General features: G+C 57.7%; 22 protein-coding genes and 1 pseudogene. 21 read left to right on the top strand and 2 right to left on the bottom strand.

Features of this window, described 5'->3' with window-relative positions:
* The first annotated feature begins 305 nt into the window (after window positions 1-305).
* The 17 genes from rpsF (at window position 306) to FE781_RS16735 (ending at window position 18,242) form a co-directional block, all read left to right on the top strand.
* Window positions 306-590, top strand: a complete 285-nt coding sequence (rpsF, locus tag FE781_RS16815; RefSeq protein ID WP_138790774.1) for a 30S ribosomal protein S6 — start codon at window positions 306-308, stop codon at window positions 588-590.
* Between the two features lie 39 nt (window positions 591-629).
* The gene (gene ssb, locus FE781_RS16810) at window positions 630-1,181 is read left to right on the top strand and encodes a single-stranded DNA-binding protein (RefSeq protein ID WP_138790773.1); all 552 of its coding nucleotides are present in this window, start codon (window positions 630-632) and stop codon (window positions 1,179-1,181) included.
* Window positions 1,182-1,217: 36 nt separating this feature from the next.
* Window positions 1,218-1,547 carry a 30S ribosomal protein S18 gene (gene rpsR, locus FE781_RS16805; RefSeq protein ID WP_138790772.1) on the top strand — a complete coding sequence of 110 codons (330 nt, stop codon included), beginning with the start codon at window positions 1,218-1,220 and terminating at the stop codon, window positions 1,545-1,547.
* 160 nt (window positions 1,548-1,707) lie between these two features.
* Complete coding sequence (locus FE781_RS16800; RefSeq protein WP_170209584.1) at window positions 1,708-2,637, top strand: DUF2232 domain-containing protein; 930 nt, start codon at window positions 1,708-1,710, stop codon at window positions 2,635-2,637.
* Window positions 2,638-2,688: 51 nt separating this feature from the next.
* Complete coding sequence (locus tag FE781_RS16795) at window positions 2,689-4,650, top strand: DHH family phosphoesterase (RefSeq protein ID WP_138790770.1); 1,962 nt, start codon at window positions 2,689-2,691, stop codon at window positions 4,648-4,650.
* Complete coding sequence (gene rplI / locus FE781_RS16790; protein ID WP_138790769.1) at window positions 4,647-5,093, top strand: 50S ribosomal protein L9; 447 nt, start codon at window positions 4,647-4,649, stop codon at window positions 5,091-5,093. The genes FE781_RS16795 and rplI overlap by 4 nt, the downstream gene beginning before the upstream one ends.
* 70 nt (window positions 5,094-5,163) lie before the next feature.
* Window positions 5,164-6,522 carry a replicative DNA helicase gene (gene dnaB, locus FE781_RS16785; protein WP_138790768.1) on the top strand — a complete coding sequence of 453 codons (1,359 nt, stop codon included), beginning with the start codon at window positions 5,164-5,166 and terminating at the stop codon, window positions 6,520-6,522.
* 246 nt (window positions 6,523-6,768) lie between these two features.
* A complete protein-coding gene (locus FE781_RS16780; protein ID WP_138790767.1) occupies window positions 6,769-8,052 on the top strand; it encodes an adenylosuccinate synthase in 1,284 nt (427 codons plus the stop codon).
* Window positions 8,053-8,239: 187 nt separating this feature from the next.
* On the top strand, window positions 8,240-9,400 hold the full coding sequence (locus tag FE781_RS16775; protein WP_246068227.1) for a YhgE/Pip domain-containing protein: 1,161 nt from the start codon (window positions 8,240-8,242) through the stop codon (window positions 9,398-9,400).
* 57 nt (window positions 9,401-9,457) lie between these two features.
* Window positions 9,458-10,093 (top strand): TetR/AcrR family transcriptional regulator, encoded by a 636-nt coding sequence (locus tag FE781_RS16770; RefSeq protein WP_170209583.1) that lies wholly within the window; start codon window positions 9,458-9,460, stop codon window positions 10,091-10,093.
* Window positions 10,094-10,290: 197 nt separating this feature from the next.
* Window positions 10,291-10,938, top strand: a complete 648-nt coding sequence (locus FE781_RS16765) for a hypothetical protein (protein ID WP_138790765.1) — start codon at window positions 10,291-10,293, stop codon at window positions 10,936-10,938.
* A 152-nt stretch (window positions 10,939-11,090) separates the two neighbouring features.
* Window positions 11,091-12,611 carry a M23 family metallopeptidase gene (locus FE781_RS16760; RefSeq protein WP_138790764.1) on the top strand — a complete coding sequence of 507 codons (1,521 nt, stop codon included), beginning with the start codon at window positions 11,091-11,093 and terminating at the stop codon, window positions 12,609-12,611.
* A 150-nt stretch (window positions 12,612-12,761) separates the two neighbouring features.
* The gene (yycF, locus tag FE781_RS16755) at window positions 12,762-13,475 is read left to right on the top strand and encodes a response regulator YycF (protein WP_138790763.1); all 714 of its coding nucleotides are present in this window, start codon (window positions 12,762-12,764) and stop codon (window positions 13,473-13,475) included.
* On the top strand, window positions 13,472-15,304 hold the full coding sequence (gene walK, locus FE781_RS16750) for a cell wall metabolism sensor histidine kinase WalK (protein WP_138790762.1): 1,833 nt from the start codon (window positions 13,472-13,474) through the stop codon (window positions 15,302-15,304). The genes yycF and walK overlap by 4 nt, the downstream gene beginning before the upstream one ends.
* Window positions 15,301-16,611 (top strand): YycH family regulatory protein, encoded by a 1,311-nt coding sequence (locus FE781_RS16745; protein WP_138790761.1) that lies wholly within the window; start codon window positions 15,301-15,303, stop codon window positions 16,609-16,611. The genes walK and FE781_RS16745 overlap by 4 nt, the downstream gene beginning before the upstream one ends.
* A 32-nt stretch (window positions 16,612-16,643) precedes the next feature.
* Window positions 16,644-17,405 (top strand): two-component system regulatory protein YycI, encoded by a 762-nt coding sequence (yycI, locus tag FE781_RS16740; protein WP_138790760.1) that lies wholly within the window; start codon window positions 16,644-16,646, stop codon window positions 17,403-17,405.
* Between the two features lie 33 nt (window positions 17,406-17,438).
* Complete coding sequence (locus FE781_RS16735) at window positions 17,439-18,242, top strand: MBL fold metallo-hydrolase (RefSeq protein WP_138790759.1); 804 nt, start codon at window positions 17,439-17,441, stop codon at window positions 18,240-18,242.
* Here the strand turns inward: FE781_RS16735 and FE781_RS16730 are convergent.
* A complete protein-coding gene (locus FE781_RS16730; protein ID WP_138790758.1) occupies window positions 18,211-18,441 on the bottom strand; it encodes a hypothetical protein in 231 nt (76 codons plus the stop codon). The two genes, FE781_RS16735 and FE781_RS16730, sit on opposite strands and share 32 nt — an antisense overlap.
* A gap of 152 nt (window positions 18,442-18,593) precedes the next feature.
* Between FE781_RS16730 and FE781_RS16725 the strand changes: the two genes are divergently transcribed.
* The 4 genes from FE781_RS16725 to rlmH all read left to right on the top strand — a co-directional run bounded on the left by FE781_RS16725 (window position 18,594) and on the right by rlmH (window position 20,836).
* A complete protein-coding gene (locus FE781_RS16725; protein WP_342774321.1) occupies window positions 18,594-19,760 on the top strand; it encodes a S1C family serine protease in 1,167 nt (388 codons plus the stop codon).
* A 38-nt stretch (window positions 19,761-19,798) separates the two neighbouring features.
* Window positions 19,799-19,966 carry a CxxH/CxxC protein gene (locus FE781_RS16720; RefSeq protein WP_138790756.1) on the top strand — a complete coding sequence of 56 codons (168 nt, stop codon included), beginning with the start codon at window positions 19,799-19,801 and terminating at the stop codon, window positions 19,964-19,966.
* 109 nt (window positions 19,967-20,075) lie between these two features.
* Entirely contained in the window at window positions 20,076-20,360 is a 285-nt protein-coding gene (locus FE781_RS16715; RefSeq protein ID WP_138790755.1) for a YwbE family protein, read from the top strand.
* Window positions 20,357-20,836 carry a 23S rRNA (pseudouridine(1915)-N(3))-methyltransferase RlmH gene (gene rlmH / locus FE781_RS17580; protein ID WP_170209582.1) on the top strand — a complete coding sequence of 160 codons (480 nt, stop codon included), beginning with the start codon at window positions 20,357-20,359 and terminating at the stop codon, window positions 20,834-20,836. The genes FE781_RS16715 and rlmH overlap by 4 nt, the downstream gene beginning before the upstream one ends.
* 639 nt (window positions 20,837-21,475) lie before the next feature.
* On the opposite strand, the pseudogene FE781_RS18230 reads toward rlmH, so the two are convergent.
* Window positions 21,476-21,967: pseudogene (locus tag FE781_RS18230) on the bottom strand (recombinase family protein); the annotation flags it as partial.
* Window positions 21,968-22,110: the final 143 nt, after the last annotated feature.

The following is a 22,110-nucleotide window of genomic DNA, read 5'->3' as shown; positions in this document are numbered from 1 at the left end:
CCATCCAGAATCTTCTCCACTACAAGTACCTTCTTCAGTTCTGCTCTGGTCAATGTCATAAACTCCTGTCCCATAGTGACATTATCTCAGAACAGTTACACCGTGACATTATCACGGAACAACAACATGGGATTGTTTTGATCTTGTGCCGGGTTGGCATTTTTGGTATAGTTATATGGTGCGAGTTAAGGATAAACGGCTTTTGCCTTTCAGGGCGGACCGTTTACCGTGATACCCAACAGGCTAGTCCTGCTCGCTCCTTGCTCCCTGACGGGGGCCTTATGTCCAAAAGGAGGTGAAAGAGCATGCGCAAATACGAATTGATCTACATCCTTCGTCCCGACCTGGATCAAGAAGGGGTTCAATCGTTGGTCGAAAAGTTCCAGACGGTCATCGCGAACGGCGGTGAAGTCGAGAAAGTCGACGTATGGGGCAAACGCCGTCTTGCGTATGAGATCGAGAAACATCGGGAAGGTTATTACGTCCTGATTAACTTCAGCGCTCCTGCCGAGACGGTTTCCGAGCTTGACCGCGTACTGAAGATCACGGACGAAGTCATTCGTTACATGATCGTCCGCGACGTCGCGTAAGATCGGAGTCGGCCAGAACCACTCTCGGGAGGAATCGTCGTGCTTAACCGTGTCATACTGATCGGCAGATTGACCAGAGACCCGGAACTGCGTTACACGCCGTCCGGCGTCGCCGTTACGCAATTTACGCTCGCTGTAGACCGTCCGTTCACCAATCAGGGGGGCGAACGCGAAGCGGACTTCATTCCCATCGTGACTTGGCGGCAATTGGCGGAAACTTGCGCGAACTATCTGCGCAAAGGACGCCTGACTGCTGTCGAGGGCCGCATACAAGTGCGCAGCTATGACAACAACGAAGGGCGCAGGGTGTATGTGACCGAAGTGGTCGCGGACAACGTGCGTTTTCTGGAGTCTCCGAATTCTCAGCGGAATAGCGACGATGGCGGATTCGGCCTTCAAGGCGGACAAGGCGGTTACGATGCGGGTTACGGCGGCGGAAGCCAAGGTTCGGGTTACGGCTTGCAAGGCCAAGGCGGCTACGGATCGGCTCAACGTCGTCCGGCTGGCGGGATGCCTTCCCGGGACAATCACGATCCGTTTGCCGATGACGGGAAGCCGGTCGATATCTCCGATGACGATTTACCCTTCTGAGGAAGATTCATTCGGAATAGAAAGGATGGAGAACACATGTCCGAAACAACTCAAACGGCTGCGGCACGTCCGGAACGCCCGGAACGTACGGACCGCCCGGAACGCGGCGACCGTCCGGAACGCAGCGAGCGCCGCTTCGGCGGCCGCCGTGGACGGGGCAAACGCCGTAAAGTTTGCTACTTCACGGTGAACAAAATCAAGCACATCGACTACAAAGATGTCGAGACGCTCAAAAAGTTCATCAGCGAGCGCGGTAAAATTTTGCCGCGTCGCGTTACCGGCACTTCGGCTAAATATCAGCGTATGCTGACGGTTGCGATCAAACGTTCGCGTCAAGTCGCACTGCTTCCGTACTCCACGGACTGATTCGAGGAGTATGCGGCGACCCTCGACCGCTTATGGCGGCTCGGGGGTCTTTTCGTCTATCGGGAGCGGCGGGCGCGCCCGTTTCTTTAGCGGTTTATGCGTGAAGTCGAAGCTTGTGCTATAATATGCTTTAATGGCCTTTTCTACAGAGGTGAAGCCCTTGAACCGCGAGCAACGGTCGGTATGGCTATGGAGCGGTCTGTTCTTTTTGATGCTGCTTCTGACAATGACATTTTTTGCCGTATTTACAGTTCATGTTTTCCTCATTCCGATGGTCATTCTGTTCGTCCGGCTCTCGCGCGGACGGTTTGCCGCGGTATATGCCGTCTCGCTGGCGCTCGCCTGCCTCATGCCGATGCTGCTCGGCGCAGGGGCATTAGGGTTGGCGGCGATTATCCCGGCTCTATTTTTCCTGGGTCCTACGGTCGTAATGGGCACGCTCTATAAACGAAGGGCCCCCGCCAAGTCGGTCGTGACCGGCGGTATTTTGGCGATGCTCGGACAAATGCTGCTGCTGCTTGTTATCCTGACCGCCATGCAGGTCGACGTCTTCGGCTCGTTGGAGTCGTACATGCGCGACAGCATGACGAATGCGATGAAAATACTGAACGTGGAGCTGTCGCAGGAACTCGTCGACCAGACGATCCAGGCGATCAAAAGCAGCGTCCCGATGTTCCTTATCGGCATCTCGTTCTACTATGCGGTTTTGACTCACTGGATTTCCCGGGCCATACTCAATCGGATGGGAGAAGCTTTGCCGGGTATGCCTCCCGTACGCGAATGGATGCTTCCCAAATCGATGGTGTGGATTTACCTGATCGCGCTTTTGTTGGAATTGGTCGTGCGTCCGGATTTTGATTCGACGATGTATGTGCTGTTGTTCAACCTGCTGCCGCTGCTGCGATTTGCGTTTTGCATCCAGGGGATTGCGTTTCTGGCCTTTATCGCGTATCAGAAGCGGTGGAGCCAAGCGCTTCCGGTACTGGTTTTTGTCGTGACGCTGCTTATTGCCCCGTTGCAGCACTTTATCAGCCTGCTCGGCGTGTTCGACGTGGCGTTCCCGCTGCGTCAGCGGTTTCTGAAGCGGTAATCGGGTTGATTGGGAGTCGGAATCGAGCATTTTGGTACGGGAGCGAGAGGTATGGCTCATTGGTGGACCAAACAAAAGCAAAACCGCCATCTGGCTGTGCTTTTCGGCCTGCTGGCTCTGCTGGCGGGTCTGCTGGCTTTCTACGACTGGAGGCCGGCGGCGGGAGCGTTGGCGCTGATCGCCTTCTCGGTCTGGTATGTCGTCCGGCATGAGAAGCAAGAGCAGAAAATGCTTCAGCGCTATGTCGCCACGATCTCCCATCGCGTCAAGAAAGCCGGGACGGAAGTGTTCAACGAGCTTCCGATCGGGATCGTCCTGTATGACGAGTCCGGCGAGATCGAGTGGCATAACCCGTTCGTCAGCCGTATCTTCGATACCGATTCGCTGATCGGGCGGCCGCTGACGGAAGTATTTCCCGGGCTCCGGAACAAGAAGGACAAGGACGGCAAGCACGAGCTGGAGATTGAGTCCAAGGTCTACCTGGCGCAGGTGAAAGCGGAGGAGCGCCTGGTCTACATTACGGACATCACGCAGCAATCGGTTCTGCAGAAGCGGTACGAAGAAGAGAAGCTCAGCATCGGTCTTGTCGTGCTGGACAATCTCGACGAAGTCTCGCAAGGCATGGACGACCAGACACGCAGTCTGCTGATGGCGAAGGTGACGGGCGAGATTACGAACTGGGCCAACAAGTACGGCATGCTGCTGAGACGCACCTCGTCCGACCGGTTCCTCCTTCTGCTCAACCAACAGACGCTGAAAGCGCTGGAAGCTTCGCGGTTCGAAATTCTGGACGACGTGCGCGAGCTGACCTCCGAGCAAAAAGTGCCGTTGACGCTGAGCATCGGGGTTTCGGCCGGGTTCGACAAGCTGACGGAGCTCGGACAAATGGCGCAGATGAGTCTCGATATGGCGCTAGGCCGCGGAGGCGACCAGGCCGCCGTCAAAGTGGGCCCACGCATGTCTTTCTACGGCGGCAAGTCCAATGCCGTCGAGAAACGGACGCGCGTGAGGGCCAGGGTCATCTCCCACGCCCTCCGGGACCTTATCCGCGAGAGCGACAAGGTCGTCATCATGGGCCACCGCAACCCGGATCTCGACTCGCTCGGAGCGGCGATCGGCGTGCTGAAGGCGGTGCACCTGAGCCAGAAGGAAGGCTATATCGTCCTGGAGGATATCAACCCGTCGATCGAGAAGCTGATGGGGCTGATTCAGGAGGACGAGAAGCTCAGCAAATGGTTTATCTCGCCGGAGGACGCCTTGACGATTATGAACGGGCGCACGCTGGCCGTTGTCGTGGATACGCATAAGGCGTCGATGCTGGCGGAACCGAAGCTGGTGCAGCTCGCCTCCCGGATTGTGGTCGTCGACCATCATCGGCGGGGCGAAGAATTTATTCAGGAACCGACGATTATTTATCTGGAGCCGTACGCTTCGTCTACCTGCGAGCTCGTGACGGAGCTGCTGCAATATTTCAACGACCGCATCTCGATGGACGCGATTGAAGCGACGGCGCTGCTGGCGGGTATCGTCGTGGATACGAAGAGCTTCTCGCTGCGCACCGGAGCCCGCACGTTCGAAGCGGCGTCGTTCCTGCGGCGCCACGGCGCCGACACGGTGATTATCCAGCACTTGCTCAAGGAAGATCTGGAGGAGTACGTGCTGAAGTCGGAGATCGTGAAGCATGCGCAGATGCTGTACAGGCGGGTGGCGCTCGCCGTCGCCGAGCCGGGGCGCAAATACCCGCAGCTTCTAATCGCTCAGGCGGCAGATACGCTGCTGAATATGAGCGGCGTGGAAGCGTCGTTCGTCATCGCTGAGCGGACGGACGGCCGGATCGGTATCAGCGCGAGATCTTCCGGTCAGATCAACGTACAGGTTATTATGGAGAAGCTGGGCGGCGGAGGCCATCTGACGAACGCGGCCGTGCAGATCGACTGCACGCTCGCCGAAGCCGAACGGCAAGTCGTAAGTGCGATCGATCAGTTTGTACGGGAAGAGGGGATCGAGGAATGAAGGTTATCTTTCTCAAGGACGTAAAGGGTCAAGGCAAAAAGGGCGAAATCAAGGACGTATCGGAAGGATACGCCAATAACTTTCTGATACCGCGGGGGCTTGCCAAAATCGCTTCCGAGGGCAATCTGAAGTCGCTGGAGCATCAGAAGAAAGCGGAAGAAAAACGCAAGGAAAAGGAAAAAGAAGAGGCAAAGGAGCTGGCCGCCAAGATCAACGAGCTGATGCTGAAGATGACCGTCAAATCCGGCGAAGGCGGGCGCCTGTTCGGGTCGATCACCAGCAAGCAAATTGCCGAAGAGCTGGCGAAGCAACATCAGATCACGCTGGATAAGCGCAAAATTTTGCTGGACGATCCGATCCGGTCGCTCGGCGTCACGCAGGTGACGCTCAAGCTCCATCCGGACGTGACGGCCGTGCTCAAGGTCCAAGTATCCGAGGCTTGATCCGAAGCGGCATCCGAATGCGGCCGAGGGCCAATCATCCTATGGTTCGGCGGATAGGAGGGGGAACCCGATGAGCGATGAATTAGCGTTGGACCGTGACCGAGTGCCCCCGCAAAACCTCGAAGCTGAGCAGGCGGTGCTTGGCGCGATCCTGATCGACGCCGAAGTGCTGCCGGTGGTAGCGGAGAAGCTCGGTCCCGAAGATTTCTACCGGACGGCGCATCAGCGCATCATGGAGGCGATGCTGGAGCTTCACCAAGAGGACGAGCCCGTCGACCTGATTACGCTGACGGCTCGCCTGCAGGACAAGCAGCAATTGGAGGATATCGGCGGCGTATCGTACTTGGCCAAGCTGGCCAACGCGGTGCCGACCTCCGCCAACGTCGAATACTACGCTTCTATCGTCGAGGAAAAATCGTTGCTGCGGAGGCTGATCCGCACGGCGACGCAGATCGTCTCGAACGGGTATGCCAGCACCGACGACGTCGGGGAACTGATCAGCGACGCGGAGAAGCGGATCATGGAGCTGTCCAACCGGCGCTCCGGCACCGGCTTCGTATCGATCCGGGACGTGCTGATGGAAGTGTTCGACAAGGTCGAGATGCTGTACAACCAAAAAGGCGGCACGACCGGCATTCCGAGCGGATTCCACGACCTCGACCGGATGACCTCCGGCTTCCAGCGATCCGACTTGATTATCGTGGCGGCGCGCCCTTCGGTCGGCAAGACGGCGTTCGCGCTGAATATCGCGCAGAACGTCGGCGTTCGGGCGAAGCAGACGGTCGCGATCTTCAGTCTGGAGATGGGAGCGGCCCAGCTTGTAAACCGGATGATCTGCGCCGAAGGAAATATAGACGCCGGCCGGTTAAGAACCGGTTATCTCGAACAAGAGGACTGGGAACGGCTGACGATGGCGATCGGCACGCTCTCCGAGTCGAATATCTATATCGACGATTCGCCTTCCGTCACCGTCTACGACATTCGCAACAAATGCCGCAGGCTGAAGCAGGAAAAAGGGCTCGGCATGATCGTGATCGACTACCTGCAGTTGATCGCCGGGCGCGGAAAAAGCGACAACCGGCAGCAGGAAGTGTCGGAGATTTCCCGGATGCTCAAACAAATTGCCCGCGAACTGGACGTTCCCGTCATCGCGCTGTCTCAGCTCAGCCGGGGCGTCGAGCAGCGGCAGGACAAGCGGCCGATGATGTCCGACCTGCGGGAGTCGGGCTCGATCGAGCAGGACGCCGATATCGTCGCTTTCCTCTACCGGGACGATTACTACGACAAGGAAACCGAGAAGAAGAACATCATCGAGATTATTATCGCCAAGCAGCGGAACGGTCCGGTCGGCACCGTCGAGCTGATGTTCAAAAAAGAATACAACAAGTTCGTGAGCCTGGACCGGGTGCATGATGCGGCCGGGGCCTGAAAACGCACGCGAACCGGACTCCCAATAGGTCCCTTGCCGAACTCGGCGGCGGGACTTTTTCTTTTTTCCGCAGGATAGACAAATGCTTAATCGAGGAAATTTGAATAAAACACGAACATTCAGATTCGGGCTCCGGGAATTGTTCGTTTTCATTGACTTTGCCAGAGGCTGCTGTTAAACTGGAATTGCTGCCGTCAGACGCCGGCAGCTATTTTGGCGCGTTAACGCGCCGCTGGGGGTATGCACATGTCGACTGTAGTTGTGGTCGGAACCCAATGGGGAGACGAAGGAAAAGGCAAAATCACCGATTATTTAGCGGAGAAAGCCGACGTCGTAGCCCGCTATCAAGGAGGCAACAACGCGGGACATACGATCATGATCGGGGGACACAAATACAAGTTGACGATGATTCCCTCGGGCATTTTTAACAAAAATAAAATTTGCGTCATCGGCAACGGCATGGTGATCAATCCGAAGGCTCTTATCGAAGAGATTCAATATATTCACGACAATGGATTTACAACCGACAATCTGCGCATCAGCGACCGCGCGCACCTGATTATGCCGTATCATCTGCTGCTGGACGGACTGGAGGAAGAGCGCAAAGGTCCGAACAAGATCGGCACGACGCGCAAAGGAATCGGACCGGCTTATATGGACAAGGCCGCCCGCAACGGCATCCGGATGGCGGATCTGATGGACGCCGCTCACTTCGAGAAGCTCCTGCGCCATCTGGTCGCGGAGAAAAACGCGCTGCTGCAGCAGGTATACGGGGAGGCGCCGCTGGACGTCGAAGCGATCCTGAAGGATTACCTCGGTTATGCCGAAGTGCTGCGCCCTTACGTCACCGACACGTCCGTCGTGCTCAACGATGCGATCGATGCCGGCAAAAAAGTGCTGTTCGAAGGCGCTCAAGGCGTCATGCTCGATATCGACCAGGGCACGTACCCGTTCGTGACCTCGTCGAATCCGACGGCCGGCGGCGTATGCATCGGATCGGGCGTCGGCCCGACGAAGATCCGGGAAGTTATCGGCGTAGCCAAAGCGTACACGACCCGCGTAGGCGACGGCCCGTTCCCGACGGAGCAGAATAACGAAACGGGTGACTATATCCGCGAGCGCGGCTTCGAGTACGGGACGGTAACGGGACGTCCGCGCCGCGTCGGCTGGTTCGACAGCGTCGTCGTGCGCCATGCCCGCCGCGTCAGCGGTATCACCGGCTTGTCCTTGAACTCGCTGGACGTCCTGACGGGGCTGAAGACGGTCAAAATCTGCACCGGCTACAAATATCGCGGCGAGCTGATCGAGCATTATCCTGCCAACTTGAACGTGCTGGCGGAGTGCGAAGCGGTGTACGAGGAGATGCCGGGCTGGAGCGAAGATATCTCCGGAGCCCGCTCGCTCGATGACCTGCCGGCGACGACCCGCCATTATATCAAACGCATTGAGGAGCTAACGGGCATTCCGGTCGCGATCTTCTCGGTCGGCCGGAACCGCGAGCAAACGAACCTCGTCCGCGAGATTTATTGATCGCAACCATACGAGACACAGGAAAAGCCGACTGCCGGCAGACCCGCGAGTGATGGGCAAGCCGGCGGTCGGCTTTTTCGATTCGCGCAAAGAATGGGTTGACAGAAGCGCGGTCGCTTTGTATAATTTAAACAAACATTTAATTTAAATGATTGTTTAAATTATAGACAAATAGGAGAGACCGGCTATGACATGGATGTTTGCGTTAATGGAACTGCTGAAACAGCGAACCACTAAGGTCGGCGTCGCGGTTGCCGTGTTGTTCCAACTGATTTTCGGCATCGTCTGGATGACGGCTTACGACGGGGTTTACGATCGGGTAGACCGGCTGAAGGTCGGCATCGTGAACGAGGATTCGGCGATCGGAGGGCAGATCGCCTCGCAACTGCAAAAGACGCTCCCCACGGATACGGCTATTCTCTCCTCGATAGAGGAGGCGCAGAAGCTGCTGAACGACCGGGAGCTGTCTATGGTTGTCCGCATTCCGGCGGACTTCTCGCAACGGCTGCAAACGCCCGAGGGCAAAGGTGCGATCACGTACATGATCAACGAATCCAATCCGTCGATGATCAAAAGCATGATGACGGGGATCGCGGACCGCATAACGGCGACGGTCAACAAGATGGCTGTCGGCCAAGGCGTTCAAGCGGTGCTGACGGGGCTCCAGGTTCCTGCGGATCGAGCGGGCGCGATAGCCGCGGAACTCACGGAGAAAGTGACGGGCGAGACGGTCACGGTTCATCCCGTGCAAGGGATGAATCACCAGATGGTTCCGCTGATGCTGGTGCTGGCCTCTTATGTGGGCGCTATGATTATGGGGATGAATCTGGAACAATCGGCTGCGGCGCTTCGCGGTACGGTCGGCAAATGGCCGTTGTTCGGCGCGCGTATGGTTTTGAATGCAGTTGCGGCCGTGCTGGTCTCCTTGATCGGATCGGGTCTGCTGACGCTGCTCGGAGTCGAAGCCGAAGCCGGTTTTTGGATGCTGTGGGCGTTCGAAGCGCTGATGCTGCTCGCATTTATCCTCGTCTCCCAGATGTTCCTGCTGCTGTTCGGAGAAGCCGGCATGGTGTTCAACATTCTGTTGCTGTCCATGCAGCTCGTCTCGTCGGGGGCCCTTGTCCCTCGCGATCTGCTGTCGGATTTCTTCTATGATCTGGGGGTGATCCTGCCCGCGACGTATGCGGCGGAGGGCGGCATGAACGTGCTGTTCGGCGGCCCCTCCGTCACCCATTCCGTCTCTGGCCTGCTGGCTCTCGCCGCGGCGGGTCTGTTGATCGGCACGCTAGCCGTCGCCCTTCGCGGCCAACGGCCCGCTGGCGCCGGACAGACGACAAGGGCGGCTTGATTACGGGTCGGGCATCGGGCATAATGGCGGTAACGAATCGAATGGAGGAGAATGCGTATGCCGCCGTCCGAACCGACGCAGGTGAAGCTGAAAATATTGCAAGCGGCCAAGAAGCTGTTCGCAGCGAAAGGCTACGACGGAACCTCCGTTAGGGAAATTTGCGAGGAAGCGGGCGTCAATATCGCCCTGATCTCCTACCACTTCGGGGGCAAGGAGAGCGTCTTCGCCGCATTGTTCGATCATTTTTTTCCGTCAGACAAAGTACAAGAGCTTGCCGACCGGCTTACCGATCCGGTGAAGGGGCTTCAGATTTTTATCGTAGAATTGACGCGTTACCGGTATAAGGATTCCGAGATGATGATGATCTTGCAGCAGGAAGTGGCGCTGCGCTCGCCTCGGATCGGGATTATCAAGCAGCACGCGTTTCCCATGTGGAGGCTGTTGATCGACCTGCTGCAGCGGGGACGGGAACAGGGCGCCTTTTGGTTTGAATCCGTCGACCATACGTTCCTGTCCTTGCTGGGATCGTTGCTGTTCCATCGGCAGTCCGACTATTTCCGGCCGCTTGCGGTCGAGGACCCGCTGACCTTCGAACAGAGCGCCAGACTGAGCGTCCGGTTCACGATGAACGCTCTCGGGGCCCCGGACCATGCGGAGCTTGACGAATCTCTTCTGGCCGAGTGGACGGATTGAGAGCAAAGGTATGCGAGCCGCCCGATTGGGCAATAATGGGAAACAAGCCTGCGCACGTTACGGCACCGGCCGTACGGGCTGCGGGCTTTTTTTCTCAAGCGCCGGATAAAACGGCGAATTCGCATACCAGAAACCTTCGAGCCTTGCGGGGCGCGAAGAACCGATAAACCCAGGATAGTCAGGAGAGATGCATCGAGATGAGATGGATTTGGCGGATCGGCAGACTGGCAATCGGAGCGGCGGTCATCAGCATGGTCTCCGTCGCGACGACGTGGTACGCCGTTAATCGGCAAGTGGAAGCGGTCATGAAACAGTTGAATTTGCAGCCGGTGTCTTCTTCTCTTGATTGGAATCCGATGCTGTCCGGCATTCCCGTATTCGGAGGGCTGTTCGCGGATAAACCGGCCGCCGGCGACGAGAAGGAAGGCTTGCCCTTGAGCCGCGCCCAATCCACCCCGGCGCCGTCCTCCGAACCCGAAGAGGATGCCCCGGCCGACGCCGTCGCCGTATGGGGATCGGTCAGCGGCGAGACGGGGGCGGAAGGACAAGGCGGAGACGCGGAGGATGCCGAGACGGGCTGGACGGAATCGGGCGAGAGCGGCATGCTGATGAGCACGGAGCAGTTCCAGTCGGCTCGCGATCTGATGTCGCCTGACGACCGCATGCGCGTGTTCTCGCTGCTGGCCAACCGGCTGAAGCCGGAGGAGCTGATGACGATCTCGGGATTTGTGGAGGACGGCATCACGCTAGAGGAATACCGGGAGCTGGAACGAATCGTCAAAAACCGTCTCCAGCCGGAAGAATTCCGCGAATTGCAGGAGATTATTGGGAGGTATGAAGGCTAAACGGAGAGATTCCGACTTTTTCGAGTTGTCAAGTTGAATCCAGTCTCCTCGTGTGGTAAAGTTAATACATTGGGCTGACTATTTTCATAGAGATAAGAGAACCGTCAGTCATTAAACCGATGTATGGATTGAAATCGTGACGAGGAGAAGTTATGAAATCGTTCAGAGAAAGTAAGTGGATGGAAAACTTGAAGGGCAAGTGGATCGGCCTCAAGTCCAACATTCGGCTGCGGGTCTGGATGGAGCGCTCCCGTGAACGTATGGACGAGTTCGGTTCCGTTCTTCGCACGTATCGCCAGCAGGTGCTGAAGAGCATCGGCGCGCTGGGCGTGCTTGTGTCGGTTACGGTAGGCGGAAACCAATATGTGCAGATGAACACCCATGAAGTGCACCGCGTGCTCGTGGGGGATACCAGAGTTGGCGTTGTGAGCAATCCCGAGGTAGTCCGTCGGCATCTGGCCGAACGCCAGGAGCAGTTGGCTGAGGAAAACCCGGATGTTCAGATGGTGCTGGAGACGGATAAGGTCGCTTTTGAAGCTGAAAGGGTTTTCAACGGAAAGTCCGACGATGCGGCGGCTCTGGCCAAGCTGGACGAGCTGTTGAAGCCCAAAACGATGGGAACGCAGTTGTTCATCGACGGGAAGCTGGTCGGGATCGTGAAGGATCAAGAGACAGCCAACCAGTTGTTGGAGACGTACAAGCAGAAATTCTCCAAGAGCGGCTCCGTTACGACGCTCTCGTCATCGTCAAGTGCTGCGCCGGAATCCGTTACGGTTGAATCCGTATCGTTCGTGGAGCAGGTGGAGACGAGCGAAGCCGAGATCCAGCCGGATCAGGTGATGAAGCCGGAGGAGCTGCTGAAGAAGCTGGAGACCGGGGACGTCGCGCCGACCAAGTACACCGTGGTCGAAGGCGACTGCGTGGGATGCATCGCGCAGAAGTTGGGGATCTCGAAGCAAGTCATCTATGACAACAATCCCTGGATCAAGGACGATATGATCCGGGTCGGAGATGTGCTGGATTTGACCGTGCTGCAGCCGTCGCTGACGGTCAAAACGGTGGAACTGGTCGAAGAAGAACAAGAGATGCATTACGAAACCGAGTACCAGTACGACGATACGATGCGCGCAGGCATGACGGAGACGATCAAAGCCGGCTCCGACGGGAAAAAGCTGGTGAAGATGCGCGTCACCAAAATCAACGGCCTCGAATCCGAATACGAGGTGGTTGATGAGAAGGTAATCGTCGAGCCGGTCAAGGCGATCGTGAAAAAAGGGACCAAGGTCATTAAAGGGGAAGGCACCGGGAAATTCGCTTGGCCGGTCGTGGGAGCCCGAATCAGCAGTCCGTTCGGCACCCGTTGGGGCAAGCTTCACAAAGGCGTCGACCTCATCGGCAACCGCAATATCCGGGCGGCCGACAACGGCGTTGTCGTATACGCGGGGGATAAGGGCGACGGATACGGCAAGCAGATTGTCATCGACCATAAAAACGGCTACCGCACGTTGTACGGCCATCTCAGCAAGATCGGCGTGTCCGTCGGGAAAGTCGTCGAAAAAGGCGAAAGCATCGGCACGATGGGCAGCACCGGCCAATCGACAGGCGTTCACCTGCACTTCGAGATTCAAAAGTCAGGCAAAGTGGAAAATCCGCTCAAGTACTTATCGCGATAATTCAAATTCATAGTCTAACGGAAGAGAGCCTGGCACATGTGTCAGGCTTTCTTTTCAACATCAACCGTATGTTTTTGTATGATCGGTAACGCACCGTCCTCGTATCGGGGACGGCGATGCCGTTTCATTTTATTTTGGGGAGGGCAAGCCATGAAGGCCAAAATTCTCGTAGTCGACGATGAGCAGCCGATCGCGGATATCCTGAAGTTCAATCTGGAGAAGGAAGGGTACGAGGTCGTCTGCGCCTTCGACGGACATGCCGCGGTGGAAGCGGCGTTCCGGGAGCAGCCCGATCTCATCCTGCTCGACATCATGCTGCCGGGCAAGGACGGCATGGAGGTCTGCCGCGAAATACGCAGCCGCCTGCATACGCCGATCATCATGCTGACCGCGAAGGACTCCGAGATCGACAAAGTTCTCGGCTTGGAGATGGGAGCGGACGACTACGTGACCAAGCCGTTCGGCAATCGCGAGCTGCTCGCCCGCGTGAGGGCGCATCTGCGCCGCCAGCAGAAGCAGAAGGCGCCCGAGCCGGAATCGACCCAGATCATGCGCATCCATCAGTTGGCTATCGACAACGATATGTACACGGTCAGCAAGGATGGCGTTCCGCTTGATCTGACCCACCGCGAATTCGAGCTCCTACAATATATGGCCCGCAATATGGGCCGCGTGATGACGCGCGAGCATCTGCTGCAGGCGGTGTGGGGATACGAATACCTCGGCGATGTCCGTACGGTGGATGTGACGATCCGCCGGCTGCGGGAGAAGATTGAGGACGATCCGGGACGTCCGGAATATATCCTGACCCGGCGCGGGCTCGGGTATTTAATGCGCAATCCCGGCACGGAGGGGCCCAGATGAAAGGAATCCGCCTGTTTCGGACGATTCGGCTCAAACTGAATATCATTTACGTTCTGCTGATTCTCGTCGCGATGCAGGTCATTTTCGTTTATTTCGTGCGGACGATGGAAAGCAGCTTCCGCGAGAACTATGCCGATTCGCTTCGCGATCAGGCGGTATTCCTCGCCGATATCGCCAAGGAATATTTGTCGCCGAAGACGGATTCCGCCGCATCGCCGGAGGACAAGCAGCGGGGATTCGCCCAACTCGCGGACTTGTTTCCGGATAACCGCAAGGAGATCCAGATTATCGACGCCAACGGCATTATCCGGAGCAGCACATCAGCGAACGCCGCCGAGCCGGGGTCGATCAAGTCGACGCAGCCCGAGGTTATCCAGGCGCTGCAGAGCGGCAAGAGCATCGAGCGCGATCTGTTCGACCCGCTGGACGGCAAGCCGAAGAAGCTCGTCGCCCAACCGATCGCCGAAGGGGACAAGGTGCTGGGCGTCGTGTACATCATCGGCTCGATGGAAGAGCTCTATAACACGATGGACCGCATCAATCAGATATTCGTCTCCGGTCTGCTGATTGCGCTCGGTCTTACGGCAGTGCTGGGCGTCGTGCTGTCGCATACGATCACCAGCCCCATCCAGGAGATGACCAAGCAGGCGACGGCGGTCGCCGAAGGCCGCTACGATCAGCGGGTGCGCGTGAGAGGCGAGGACGAGATCGGACAGTTGGCGCAAGCGTTTAATCATATGACGCACCGCCTCAAGGAGGCGCTGTCGATCAACGAGGAAGAGACGGAGAAGCTGGCGTCGATCTTGTCGAACATGAACGACGGCGTGATCGCGGCCGACATCCAGGGCCGGGTCATCCTCATGAACCGTCGGGCCCGGGAGATGCTGGGTTTGCCCCGGGGCGAGGAATCGGAGGATACGCAGCGCGAGATGGAATCGCTGCTCGGCGTGCCTCGCCAAGAATTGCTGCGGCATATGCGCGCCGGCGGAGGCGTGGCGATGATCGAGCTGGGGCAGGAGGAAGCCCCGCTATCGGTGCGAGTCGTATTCTCCCCGATCCATCGGCGGGACCGCGGCGACACCGGCATCATCGCCGTGCTGCAGGACGTCACGGAGCAGGAGAAGCTGGAGCGGTCGCGGCGCGAGTTCGTCGCCGACGTCTCGCATGAGCTGAGGACGCCGCTGACGACGATCAAGAGCTATCTGGAGGCGCTGGAGGACGGAGCGCTGGACGATCCCGCCCTGGCGCACAAGTTCGTCGGGGTGACGCGGAACGAGACGGAGCGGATGATCCGGCTCGTCAACGATCTGCTGCAGCTCTCGCGGCTGGATTCGCGCCAATGGATCGTGACCAAGGAGCGCACCGATATCGTCGACATGCTGGATGAGGTCGCGGACCGGTTCTCCGTGCAGACGCAGAACCGGAACATCCGGATTCATATTCAGGCGGAGAGCGGGGTCCGGTACGCCTGGCTCGACAGGGACCAGATCGATCAGGTGCTCGACAACCTCGTGTCGAACGCCGTGAAATACACGCCGGACGGAGGCACGATCCGAATCGCCGCCGGAAGGCGCGGCGACAAGCTGCAGGTGTCCGTAGAGGATAACGGCATCGGGATTCCGAAGAAGGATTTGGAGCGCATATTCGAGCGGTTTTACCGGGTCGACAAAGCCCGGTCGCGCGGAATGGGCGGCACGGGGCTCGGTTTGTCGATTGCCCGGGAAATAATCAAGGCGCACGGCGGGACGATCGAAATGGAATCGGAGGTTAATAAAGGGACAAAGGTCACGTTTACGATACCGCTGGAGGAAGGGGGCGATGCCGAATGATCGAACGGATCAAATCGGCGCTGCTCTTCTTGCTGGTGGTCGCCAGCCTGGTGCAAAGCTATCTGATCGTCTTCGGCAGCCCCCGGTACGAGATGATTCGCCGCGACGAATACGTGCAGACCGATCTGCCGGGCACGCGGCTGGCGATGGAAGAGCTCGTCTACCCGGACCAGATCGTGCTGCATCTGGGGCAGGATCGTCATACGGTGCTGCAGCCGGGGGCGTCGAGCATTTTCTACAAGCAAGTATGGGAGTTCGTCCGACAGCGGACCTTCGATGGCTTCCGGCGCAGTCCGTCCGTGACCGGACCACTGGAATGGGATGAGATTCGGGCGAAAAACAAAGGAATCGAGATCCGCTTCCGCGCGGGCATCCCGTTTGAGGTGCTGGGTTCGTTGGTGCGCATTCAAGGCGACGTGGACCTGAACAGCGGCCTGATTTACAAGATCTGGATCTATGCGGCCGAGGAACGGGACGAGGTGCGGGTGGCGTTTTTCACGCAGGGGGGATACGCCCTCTACGAAGCGTCCAAAGCGGATATCAACCGGGACGACGTGGAACGGCTGGCGGCGTTCGGGGAATACCAGCCGGCCTACCAGTACCGGGCGCAGGACTATTACGTGCCGGCGGAGCCGCTCCCGATGGTTCGCCAGCGGCTGCCGATCAAGGCGTACGAGATCGAACAGTGGAAGAAAAGCCTGTTTCTCGACCCGGCCGGCACCCGGACGATTCCCGATATGGAAGGCACGGACATGTACACGGACGGCAAGCGCGTGCTGCGGGTGCGGGAGACGAAGAAATGGCTTGTGTATTCGGATCCGCAGCCGGTTACGAGCAAGCCCAACGTGGTGATGGAAAATGTGCGGGCCGCGATCGGCTTCGTCAACCAGCACGGCGGGTGGAACGGAGCTTACCGGGCGGTTCGCGTGCCGGTCGAGCCGGAGACGGGGCGGCAGACGTTCGAGTTTGTCCAATACGTGGACCAATACCCGATCGTCTCGGACCAGGCGGAACCGTTCGGCACCATCCGGATGTCGCTGCAGAACGGCACGGTCTCCGCTTACGAGCGGTCGACGATCTATATTCCCGAGGACGCGCTTCGGTCGCGGTCGCCCGATTTGCCCCGCGAGCAGGCGGACCTGCCCGGCGGCAAGGCGCTCGACGAGCGGTTGGCCGCTTACGCGAACAAGGACCGGATAACGGCGCTTTATCCGGCGTACAAGCCCGTGATCGGCGACAACGCGGTCGATCTCGTGCCGGTCTGGGCGGTTGAACTGGCGGACGGCAAGACGGAGCTGCTGGAATAAGCGTGACGAGCTCTCGCGAAGGAGGCGGGATAATGGATTGGGGACGGGCCAAGACGATCTTGATCGCAACGTTCCTCCTGCTCAACTTGATGCTCGGCTTCGAGCTCTGGGTCAATCGGACCGGGCTGTCCGGGTCCGGCTCGCAGTCCGATGCGGCGCTTGGCGAGATCAAGCAGATTCTGGCGATAAAAGGAATCGCGATGCAGGCGGAAATTCCGAAGGAGATGCCCAACTTAAAAAAATATGTGGTAAAATTGGAGGAAGCGGTAGGCCGCGGCGAGGCGGAGATCAATCCGCCGATCAAGATTGCCGGGCCGGTTACTTCCGACAAGCTGAAGTCGGCCGTCGGGAACGTCATTCCGAGACTGGACGACTATGTGCTGGACCCGCTTGCGGAGCAGAAAGGCATATACGTGCTGAGCCAGGTGCTAGCCGCGTATCCCGTGTTCGGGGTCGAGCTGCGGCTGTATCAGCGCGGCGATGAACTGTACCGATATAACCAGCAATACGTCCAGTCGATTTCCGAGGTGGACCCGGAGCAGCCGATGCTGTCCGCGGCGGTCGCGTTCCGGCGGCTGCTGGAGCGGGACGACGTGCAAGGGCCTGCGACGGTCAAGGAGATCAAGCTGGGCCTCAGCTATCGGCCGATCGACAATTCGGACGGACTGGCGGTGCCGACCTGGCGGGTGGCGATCGAGACCGGAGGTGAATCGACGCTGCGCTGGTTCTACATCGACGCGTTCAGCGGCGAGGTGTCCGAGGGCTTGAAGCCGGCGTCGGAAGCGGCAGAGTGAGAGCGGGAGAGAGTAGCGAGGGGAACGACAGCGATGTCTTTGCGATTCAGCGTGTTGGCCAGCGGGTCAACGGGGAACGGCGTCTTGGTGGCGAACGAACGGGTGAAGCTGCTCGTCGACGCCGGACTAAGCGCCAAAAAAATGGAACAACTGATGCAGGAGCGGGGGGTATCGCCGTCGGAGCTGCAGGCGATTCTGGTTACGCACGAGCACTCCGATCATATCAAGGGCGTCGGAGCGCTTGCGCGCAAATACGATCTGCCTGTCTATGCGAATGAGAAGACGTGGCGGGAGATGGAACGCACGGTCGGCGAGCTGCCGGAGCCGCAGCGCAAGGTGCTGCGGACCGGCGAGGAGCTCTGGTTCGACGGCCTTCGCGTCGAATCGTACGGCATCTCCCACGATGCGGCGGAGCCGGTCGGGTACTGCTTCGAGGAGAACGGCGTGAAGCTCAGTCTGGCGACGGATCTGGGTTATGTCAGCAGCAAGGTGATGGAGAAGATTCACGACTCCGACGTGCTCGTGCTGGAAGCGAACCACGACGTCGATATGCTGCGCATGGGCCGTTATCCGTGGAACATCAAGCGGCGCATCCTCGGGGACAAGGGGCACTTGTCCAACGAAGCGGCGGGAGAAGCGCTCTGCGAGCTGTTGTCGGGCCGGACGAAGCGGGTGTATCTGGCTCATCTGAGCCGGGATCACAACCTGATGGATCTGGCCCGCATGACGGTCGATCAGTTGCTGGAGCAGCGCGGCGTCTACCGGACGAATCGGGTTCGTCTGATGGATACATACTACGACCGCCCTACGGAATGGGATTCCGTGGCGGCCGAGTAGGGGCGGATTCGGGCGGCGTGTCCTCGGCCTCCAGTTCGGCGGCTTTGGCTCTCAGTTCTTCGACGGTGATCCAGCCGCGTTCGAGCAGCAGCTCGAGCAAGGAGCCGAGCAGAACGGCGTGCTGGTAATGCTGTTCCTTCAGCTCGGCGAGATTGCCGATCATGTCGATCTCCCGGGCGTGCGGAAACAGGTGATCCATATGTTGTCGCTCTCCTTTTTATCCAAGTGAAGGAATGCCGGCTATTATAGATTGCTATACTTCTATTGTAGGCCGGCTCCGGTCGAAACATTCCATTCATGGCCAAGATTGCCGGATGCAGACCGGGGATGCACACGCTCCGAAGCGGAGGGATGACAGTGAGCTTGTTCGATGATGATTTTTATTCGACCCGGACGTCGAACGCAAAACGGTGGTCGGTCAAGCCGGAGCGGCCCGGCAGTTGGCTGCTGGGCGTGGCGCTTGTGGCGGCTGGCGCTTTCCTGATGCTGGTCGCGCTTTGGATGTCCGGCGTGCTTGGCGGCAGGGGCGGAAGCCATAACGGCGAATCGTCAGACGAACGGGTCATTGCGGCTGTCGAAAAAGTTCTTCCGACGGTGGTCAGTATTATCAGCAAGACCACGTCGGAAGGCAAGGACGGCAAACCCGACTCGTACGCGCTCGGGATCGGCTCCGGGGTGATCTTCGGCAAGAAGGACGGCAAAGCGCTGATCGTCACGAATAATCATGTGGTGCAGTACGCGACGGAGGTCGAGATTGTCCTGAGCAGCGGCGAACACCGTCAAGGCAAAATCGTCGGCATGGACCTATTCACCGACTTGGCGGTGGTGGAGACAGACGACAAAGGCATCAAGCAGGTGGCGGAGTTCGGCGATTCGGAGCGGTTGCGACCGGGGGAGACGGCGATCGCGATCGGCAGCCCGCTGGGCTTGGGTCTGTCGCAATCGATTACGACGGGCGTCATCAGCGGACCGCAGCGGCGAATTCCGGTGTCGCTGAATATGGACGGCCGGCTCGATTGGGAGATGGACGTGATTCAGACGGATGCGGCCATCAACCAGGGCAACAGCGGCGGCGCGCTGGTGAATCTGAGCGGCAAGGTGATCGGGATCAACAGCATGAAGATCTCCGACACCGGCGTCGAGGGCTTGGGGTTCGCGCTGCCGATCCATCAGGTGAAGCCGGTGCTGGAGAGCCTACTGCAGTACGGCAAGGTCCTGCGGCCGAAGATGGGCATCCGGATGGTCGATCTGAGCGAATACGAGAATCCGGAGGCGCTCAAGCTTCCCGAGTCGGTGGAGGGCGGCCTGATCGTTATTGAGGTGCTGCCGGGGCCTTCCCTGGAGGCGGGCATGCAGACCGGCGACATCATCGTGGAGCTCGACGGCAAGCCGGTCCGCTCGACGTTGGAGTTGAGGCAGTACCTCTACTCGGAGAAAAAAATCGGCGATAAGCTGAAGGTAACTTATTATCGCGACGGCAAGAAGAATACGGTTACGATCAAGCTGGAAGAATATTAAGAGCAAGATTGCGAATCGATAGGAGATTACACGGACGAATGTATTGCGTATGCAAGGAACATCTGGAGCTGGCGATCGATCAATTCGTCGACGAGTACGAGGATGCGCCCGATATCGTGGATCTGGCGGAGACGAAGTTCTCCGCGTGGGAACCGCCGGCGCATTGCGAACGATGCTCTCAGCCGCCGCGTTATCTGGTGGTGTGAGGCGACGAGGACCAGTCCCGCCGGGGTGCGGGACTGGTTTTTATTATGGGCGAGCTGTTTATGGGTTGTGTGGACTGAAAATAGGTGAAGGAAGCGGGATGGATCAACAATGGCGAACGGAACGTTGAGAAGCGACGTACGGCCGGGGCAACTCGTCGATATCGTACTGAAGCAGGATCAGCGGACGGGCAAGACGACTCGCGGCATCGTGAAGGAGCTGCTGACGAAGTCGCCGCAGCATCCGCACGGGATCAAGGTACGGCTGCAGGACGGGCAAGTCGGCCGGGTGAAGGCGATTATCGGGACAGCGGAAGATCGTTTGGCCGGAGCGGTGAAGGCGACGGGAGCATCGCCGGAAGCGGGAACGCCGTCAACGGGAGGGGCCGACGCATGAACATCCAGATCGTCGCCGTCGGCAAGCTGAAGGAGAAGTATCTGGTTCAGGGCATCGAGGAGTATATGAAGCGGCTCGGCCCCTACGCGAAGGTGTCAATTACGGAACTGGCCGACGAGAAGGCGCCCGAGTCGATGAGCGCGGCCGAAGAGCAGCAGGTGAAGGAGCGGGAGGGGGAGCGCATCCTCGCCGCGCTCAAGCCGGACGCCTACGTCATCGCGATGGCGATCGAAGGCGAGATGTGGACCTCGGAACAACTGGCGGCCAAGCTGCAGGAGCTGGCCACGTACGGCCGCAGCCACGTCGCCTTCGTCATCGGCGGCTCGCTGGGGCTCAGCTCCGCCGTGATGCGCCGGTCGGACGCGAAGCTGTCGTTCGGCCGCATTACGTACCCGCATCAGTTGCTGCGGCTGGTGCTGACGGAGCAGGTGTATCGGGCGTTTAAGATTATGCGGGGGGAACCGTATCATCGCTAATGGTAAAATGTTAAGGGAATTCATCACCTCCCCGAGCCCGGTTTTATGAAAATTTGCAAGGGTTACACCATCCAGCAAGCGAGGGTCAAAATCAGCGATAATATCATAGTCGCTATAGACCCTCTTTAACAACTCATAAGTATCGGATTGCAGTGCTTCAATCGTGAAGTCAAAGAGCAAGTTTATTTTTGTTACTCGTCGCCCAATCATTCTTGGCGAATCTTTTGTGATTTGGATATCCTTGATGATCAGCGAAAGAAGGGATTTTTGTTCATTGGGATCGACGCTCATTAGTACGTTATAGAAGTCTGAAAGCAATTTCTTCAGTGAGTTGAAGTCCACTGGCTCAGATTCCCGATTGTCCAATTGGAAAAGCAACTCTTCCCGTTGTTGCTGGAGAGTTTTTAACTCGTCTTGAAGTGTAATCAGATTCGGCTTAAACATGTCCAATAACTCGGTATCCACTATGATTTTTTCTTTAAGGTTATTGAGTTTTTTTAGTGTCTTGTCAATTTTGCTTTCGATACGCTTCTTTTCTTCGAGAAGCGGTTTCTCTGCATTCATTCTGTCCGTATTAATCTTCTGCACCAGTTTTTTTAGAAGGAGATCGTTTGTTACAATGCGGGTGAGTTCATCGAATACTTGTTTTTCTGCCACATCGGCACGAATCCCATGAGCACTGCAAACCGTTTTTCCTTTATTATGGTATTGCCCGCAGTTGTAATATCGGTAAATTCGCCCGGATGAGCCTGGAGAACGTCCTGCAACCATCCCATGCCCGCATTCAGGGCATCGCAGTAATCCTGCTAGAATAAATGGAGTATGAGAGCGTACTGGCTTGTATGACCGTTTTTTCATGATTCGCTGAACATTTTCCCATTGCTCGACAGAAATAATCGGCTTGTGATTCCCATCGGAAAGAATATAGTCTGCATTCCTGCCGCTGCGTCGCTTCTCAGCCCAGTTCTCTAATTGATTAAAACGGATTTTCCCAATATAGATCGGGTTATTTAAGATGTTTTTAACCGAAAGAGTACTGAAAGGATTGCCTTTTTTCGTTCTATATCCCATCTCATTTAATCTGCGGGTAATGGCTTTTAATCCCATATCTCGTTCGGCAAAATTGAAGATGGTACGTACAATATGAGGTTATAGTCTCAAGTAGTGGTGTAAAATTGCGCCGAGCTTCTTGACAAGGGAAGCCACGGTATGATTTCTACTAAAGTGACGCGACTCTACTTTAGAAGGAGGATCAAACCGTGGCTTCTATAGAT

It is taken from the genome of Paenibacillus thermoaerophilus (assembly GCF_005938195.1).
In the GTDB taxonomy this organism is placed as follows: Bacteria; Bacillota; Bacilli; order Paenibacillales; family Reconciliibacillaceae; genus Paenibacillus_W; species Paenibacillus_W thermoaerophilus.
Note: the sequence above shows the minus strand (reverse complement) of the source record. Positions and strands in the feature narration are given on the sequence as shown.

Bases quoted from the DNA above. Each gene is read 5' to 3' on its own strand.
- rpsF (WP_138790774.1), top strand. From the start codon at position 306: ATGCGCAAATACGAATTGATCTACATCCTTCGTCCCGACCTGGATCAA.
- rpsR (WP_138790772.1), top strand. From the start codon at position 1,218: ATGTCCGAAACAACTCAAACGGCTGCGGCACGTCCGGAACGCCCGGAA.
- FE781_RS16795 (WP_138790770.1), top strand. From the start codon at position 2,689: ATGGCTCATTGGTGGACCAAACAAAAGCAAAACCGCCATCTGGCTGTG.
- rplI (WP_138790769.1), top strand. From the start codon at position 4,647: ATGAAGGTTATCTTTCTCAAGGACGTAAAGGGTCAAGGCAAAAAGGGC.
- dnaB (WP_138790768.1), top strand. From the start codon at position 5,164: ATGAGCGATGAATTAGCGTTGGACCGTGACCGAGTGCCCCCGCAAAAC.
- FE781_RS16780 (WP_138790767.1), top strand. From the start codon at position 6,769: ATGTCGACTGTAGTTGTGGTCGGAACCCAATGGGGAGACGAAGGAAAA.
- FE781_RS16775 (WP_246068227.1), top strand. From the start codon at position 8,240: ATGACATGGATGTTTGCGTTAATGGAACTGCTGAAACAGCGAACCACT.
- FE781_RS16770 (WP_170209583.1), top strand. From the start codon at position 9,458: ATGCCGCCGTCCGAACCGACGCAGGTGAAGCTGAAAATATTGCAAGCG.
- FE781_RS16765 (WP_138790765.1), top strand. From the start codon at position 10,291: ATGAGATGGATTTGGCGGATCGGCAGACTGGCAATCGGAGCGGCGGTC.
- FE781_RS16760 (WP_138790764.1), top strand. From the start codon at position 11,091: ATGAAATCGTTCAGAGAAAGTAAGTGGATGGAAAACTTGAAGGGCAAG.
- yycF (WP_138790763.1), top strand. From the start codon at position 12,762: ATGAAGGCCAAAATTCTCGTAGTCGACGATGAGCAGCCGATCGCGGAT.
- walK (WP_138790762.1), top strand. From the start codon at position 13,472: ATGAAAGGAATCCGCCTGTTTCGGACGATTCGGCTCAAACTGAATATC.
- FE781_RS16745 (WP_138790761.1), top strand. From the start codon at position 15,301: ATGATCGAACGGATCAAATCGGCGCTGCTCTTCTTGCTGGTGGTCGCC.
- yycI (WP_138790760.1), top strand. From the start codon at position 16,644: ATGGATTGGGGACGGGCCAAGACGATCTTGATCGCAACGTTCCTCCTG.
- FE781_RS16735 (WP_138790759.1), top strand. From the start codon at position 17,439: ATGTCTTTGCGATTCAGCGTGTTGGCCAGCGGGTCAACGGGGAACGGC.
- FE781_RS16730 (WP_138790758.1), bottom strand. From the start codon at position 18,441: ATGGATCACCTGTTTCCGCACGCCCGGGAGATCGACATGATCGGCAAT.
- FE781_RS16725 (WP_342774321.1), top strand. From the start codon at position 18,594: ATGACAGTGAGCTTGTTCGATGATGATTTTTATTCGACCCGGACGTCG.
- FE781_RS16720 (WP_138790756.1), top strand. From the start codon at position 19,799: ATGTATTGCGTATGCAAGGAACATCTGGAGCTGGCGATCGATCAATTC.
- FE781_RS16715 (WP_138790755.1), top strand. From the start codon at position 20,076: ATGGCGAACGGAACGTTGAGAAGCGACGTACGGCCGGGGCAACTCGTC.
- rlmH (WP_170209582.1), top strand. From the start codon at position 20,357: ATGAACATCCAGATCGTCGCCGTCGGCAAGCTGAAGGAGAAGTATCTG.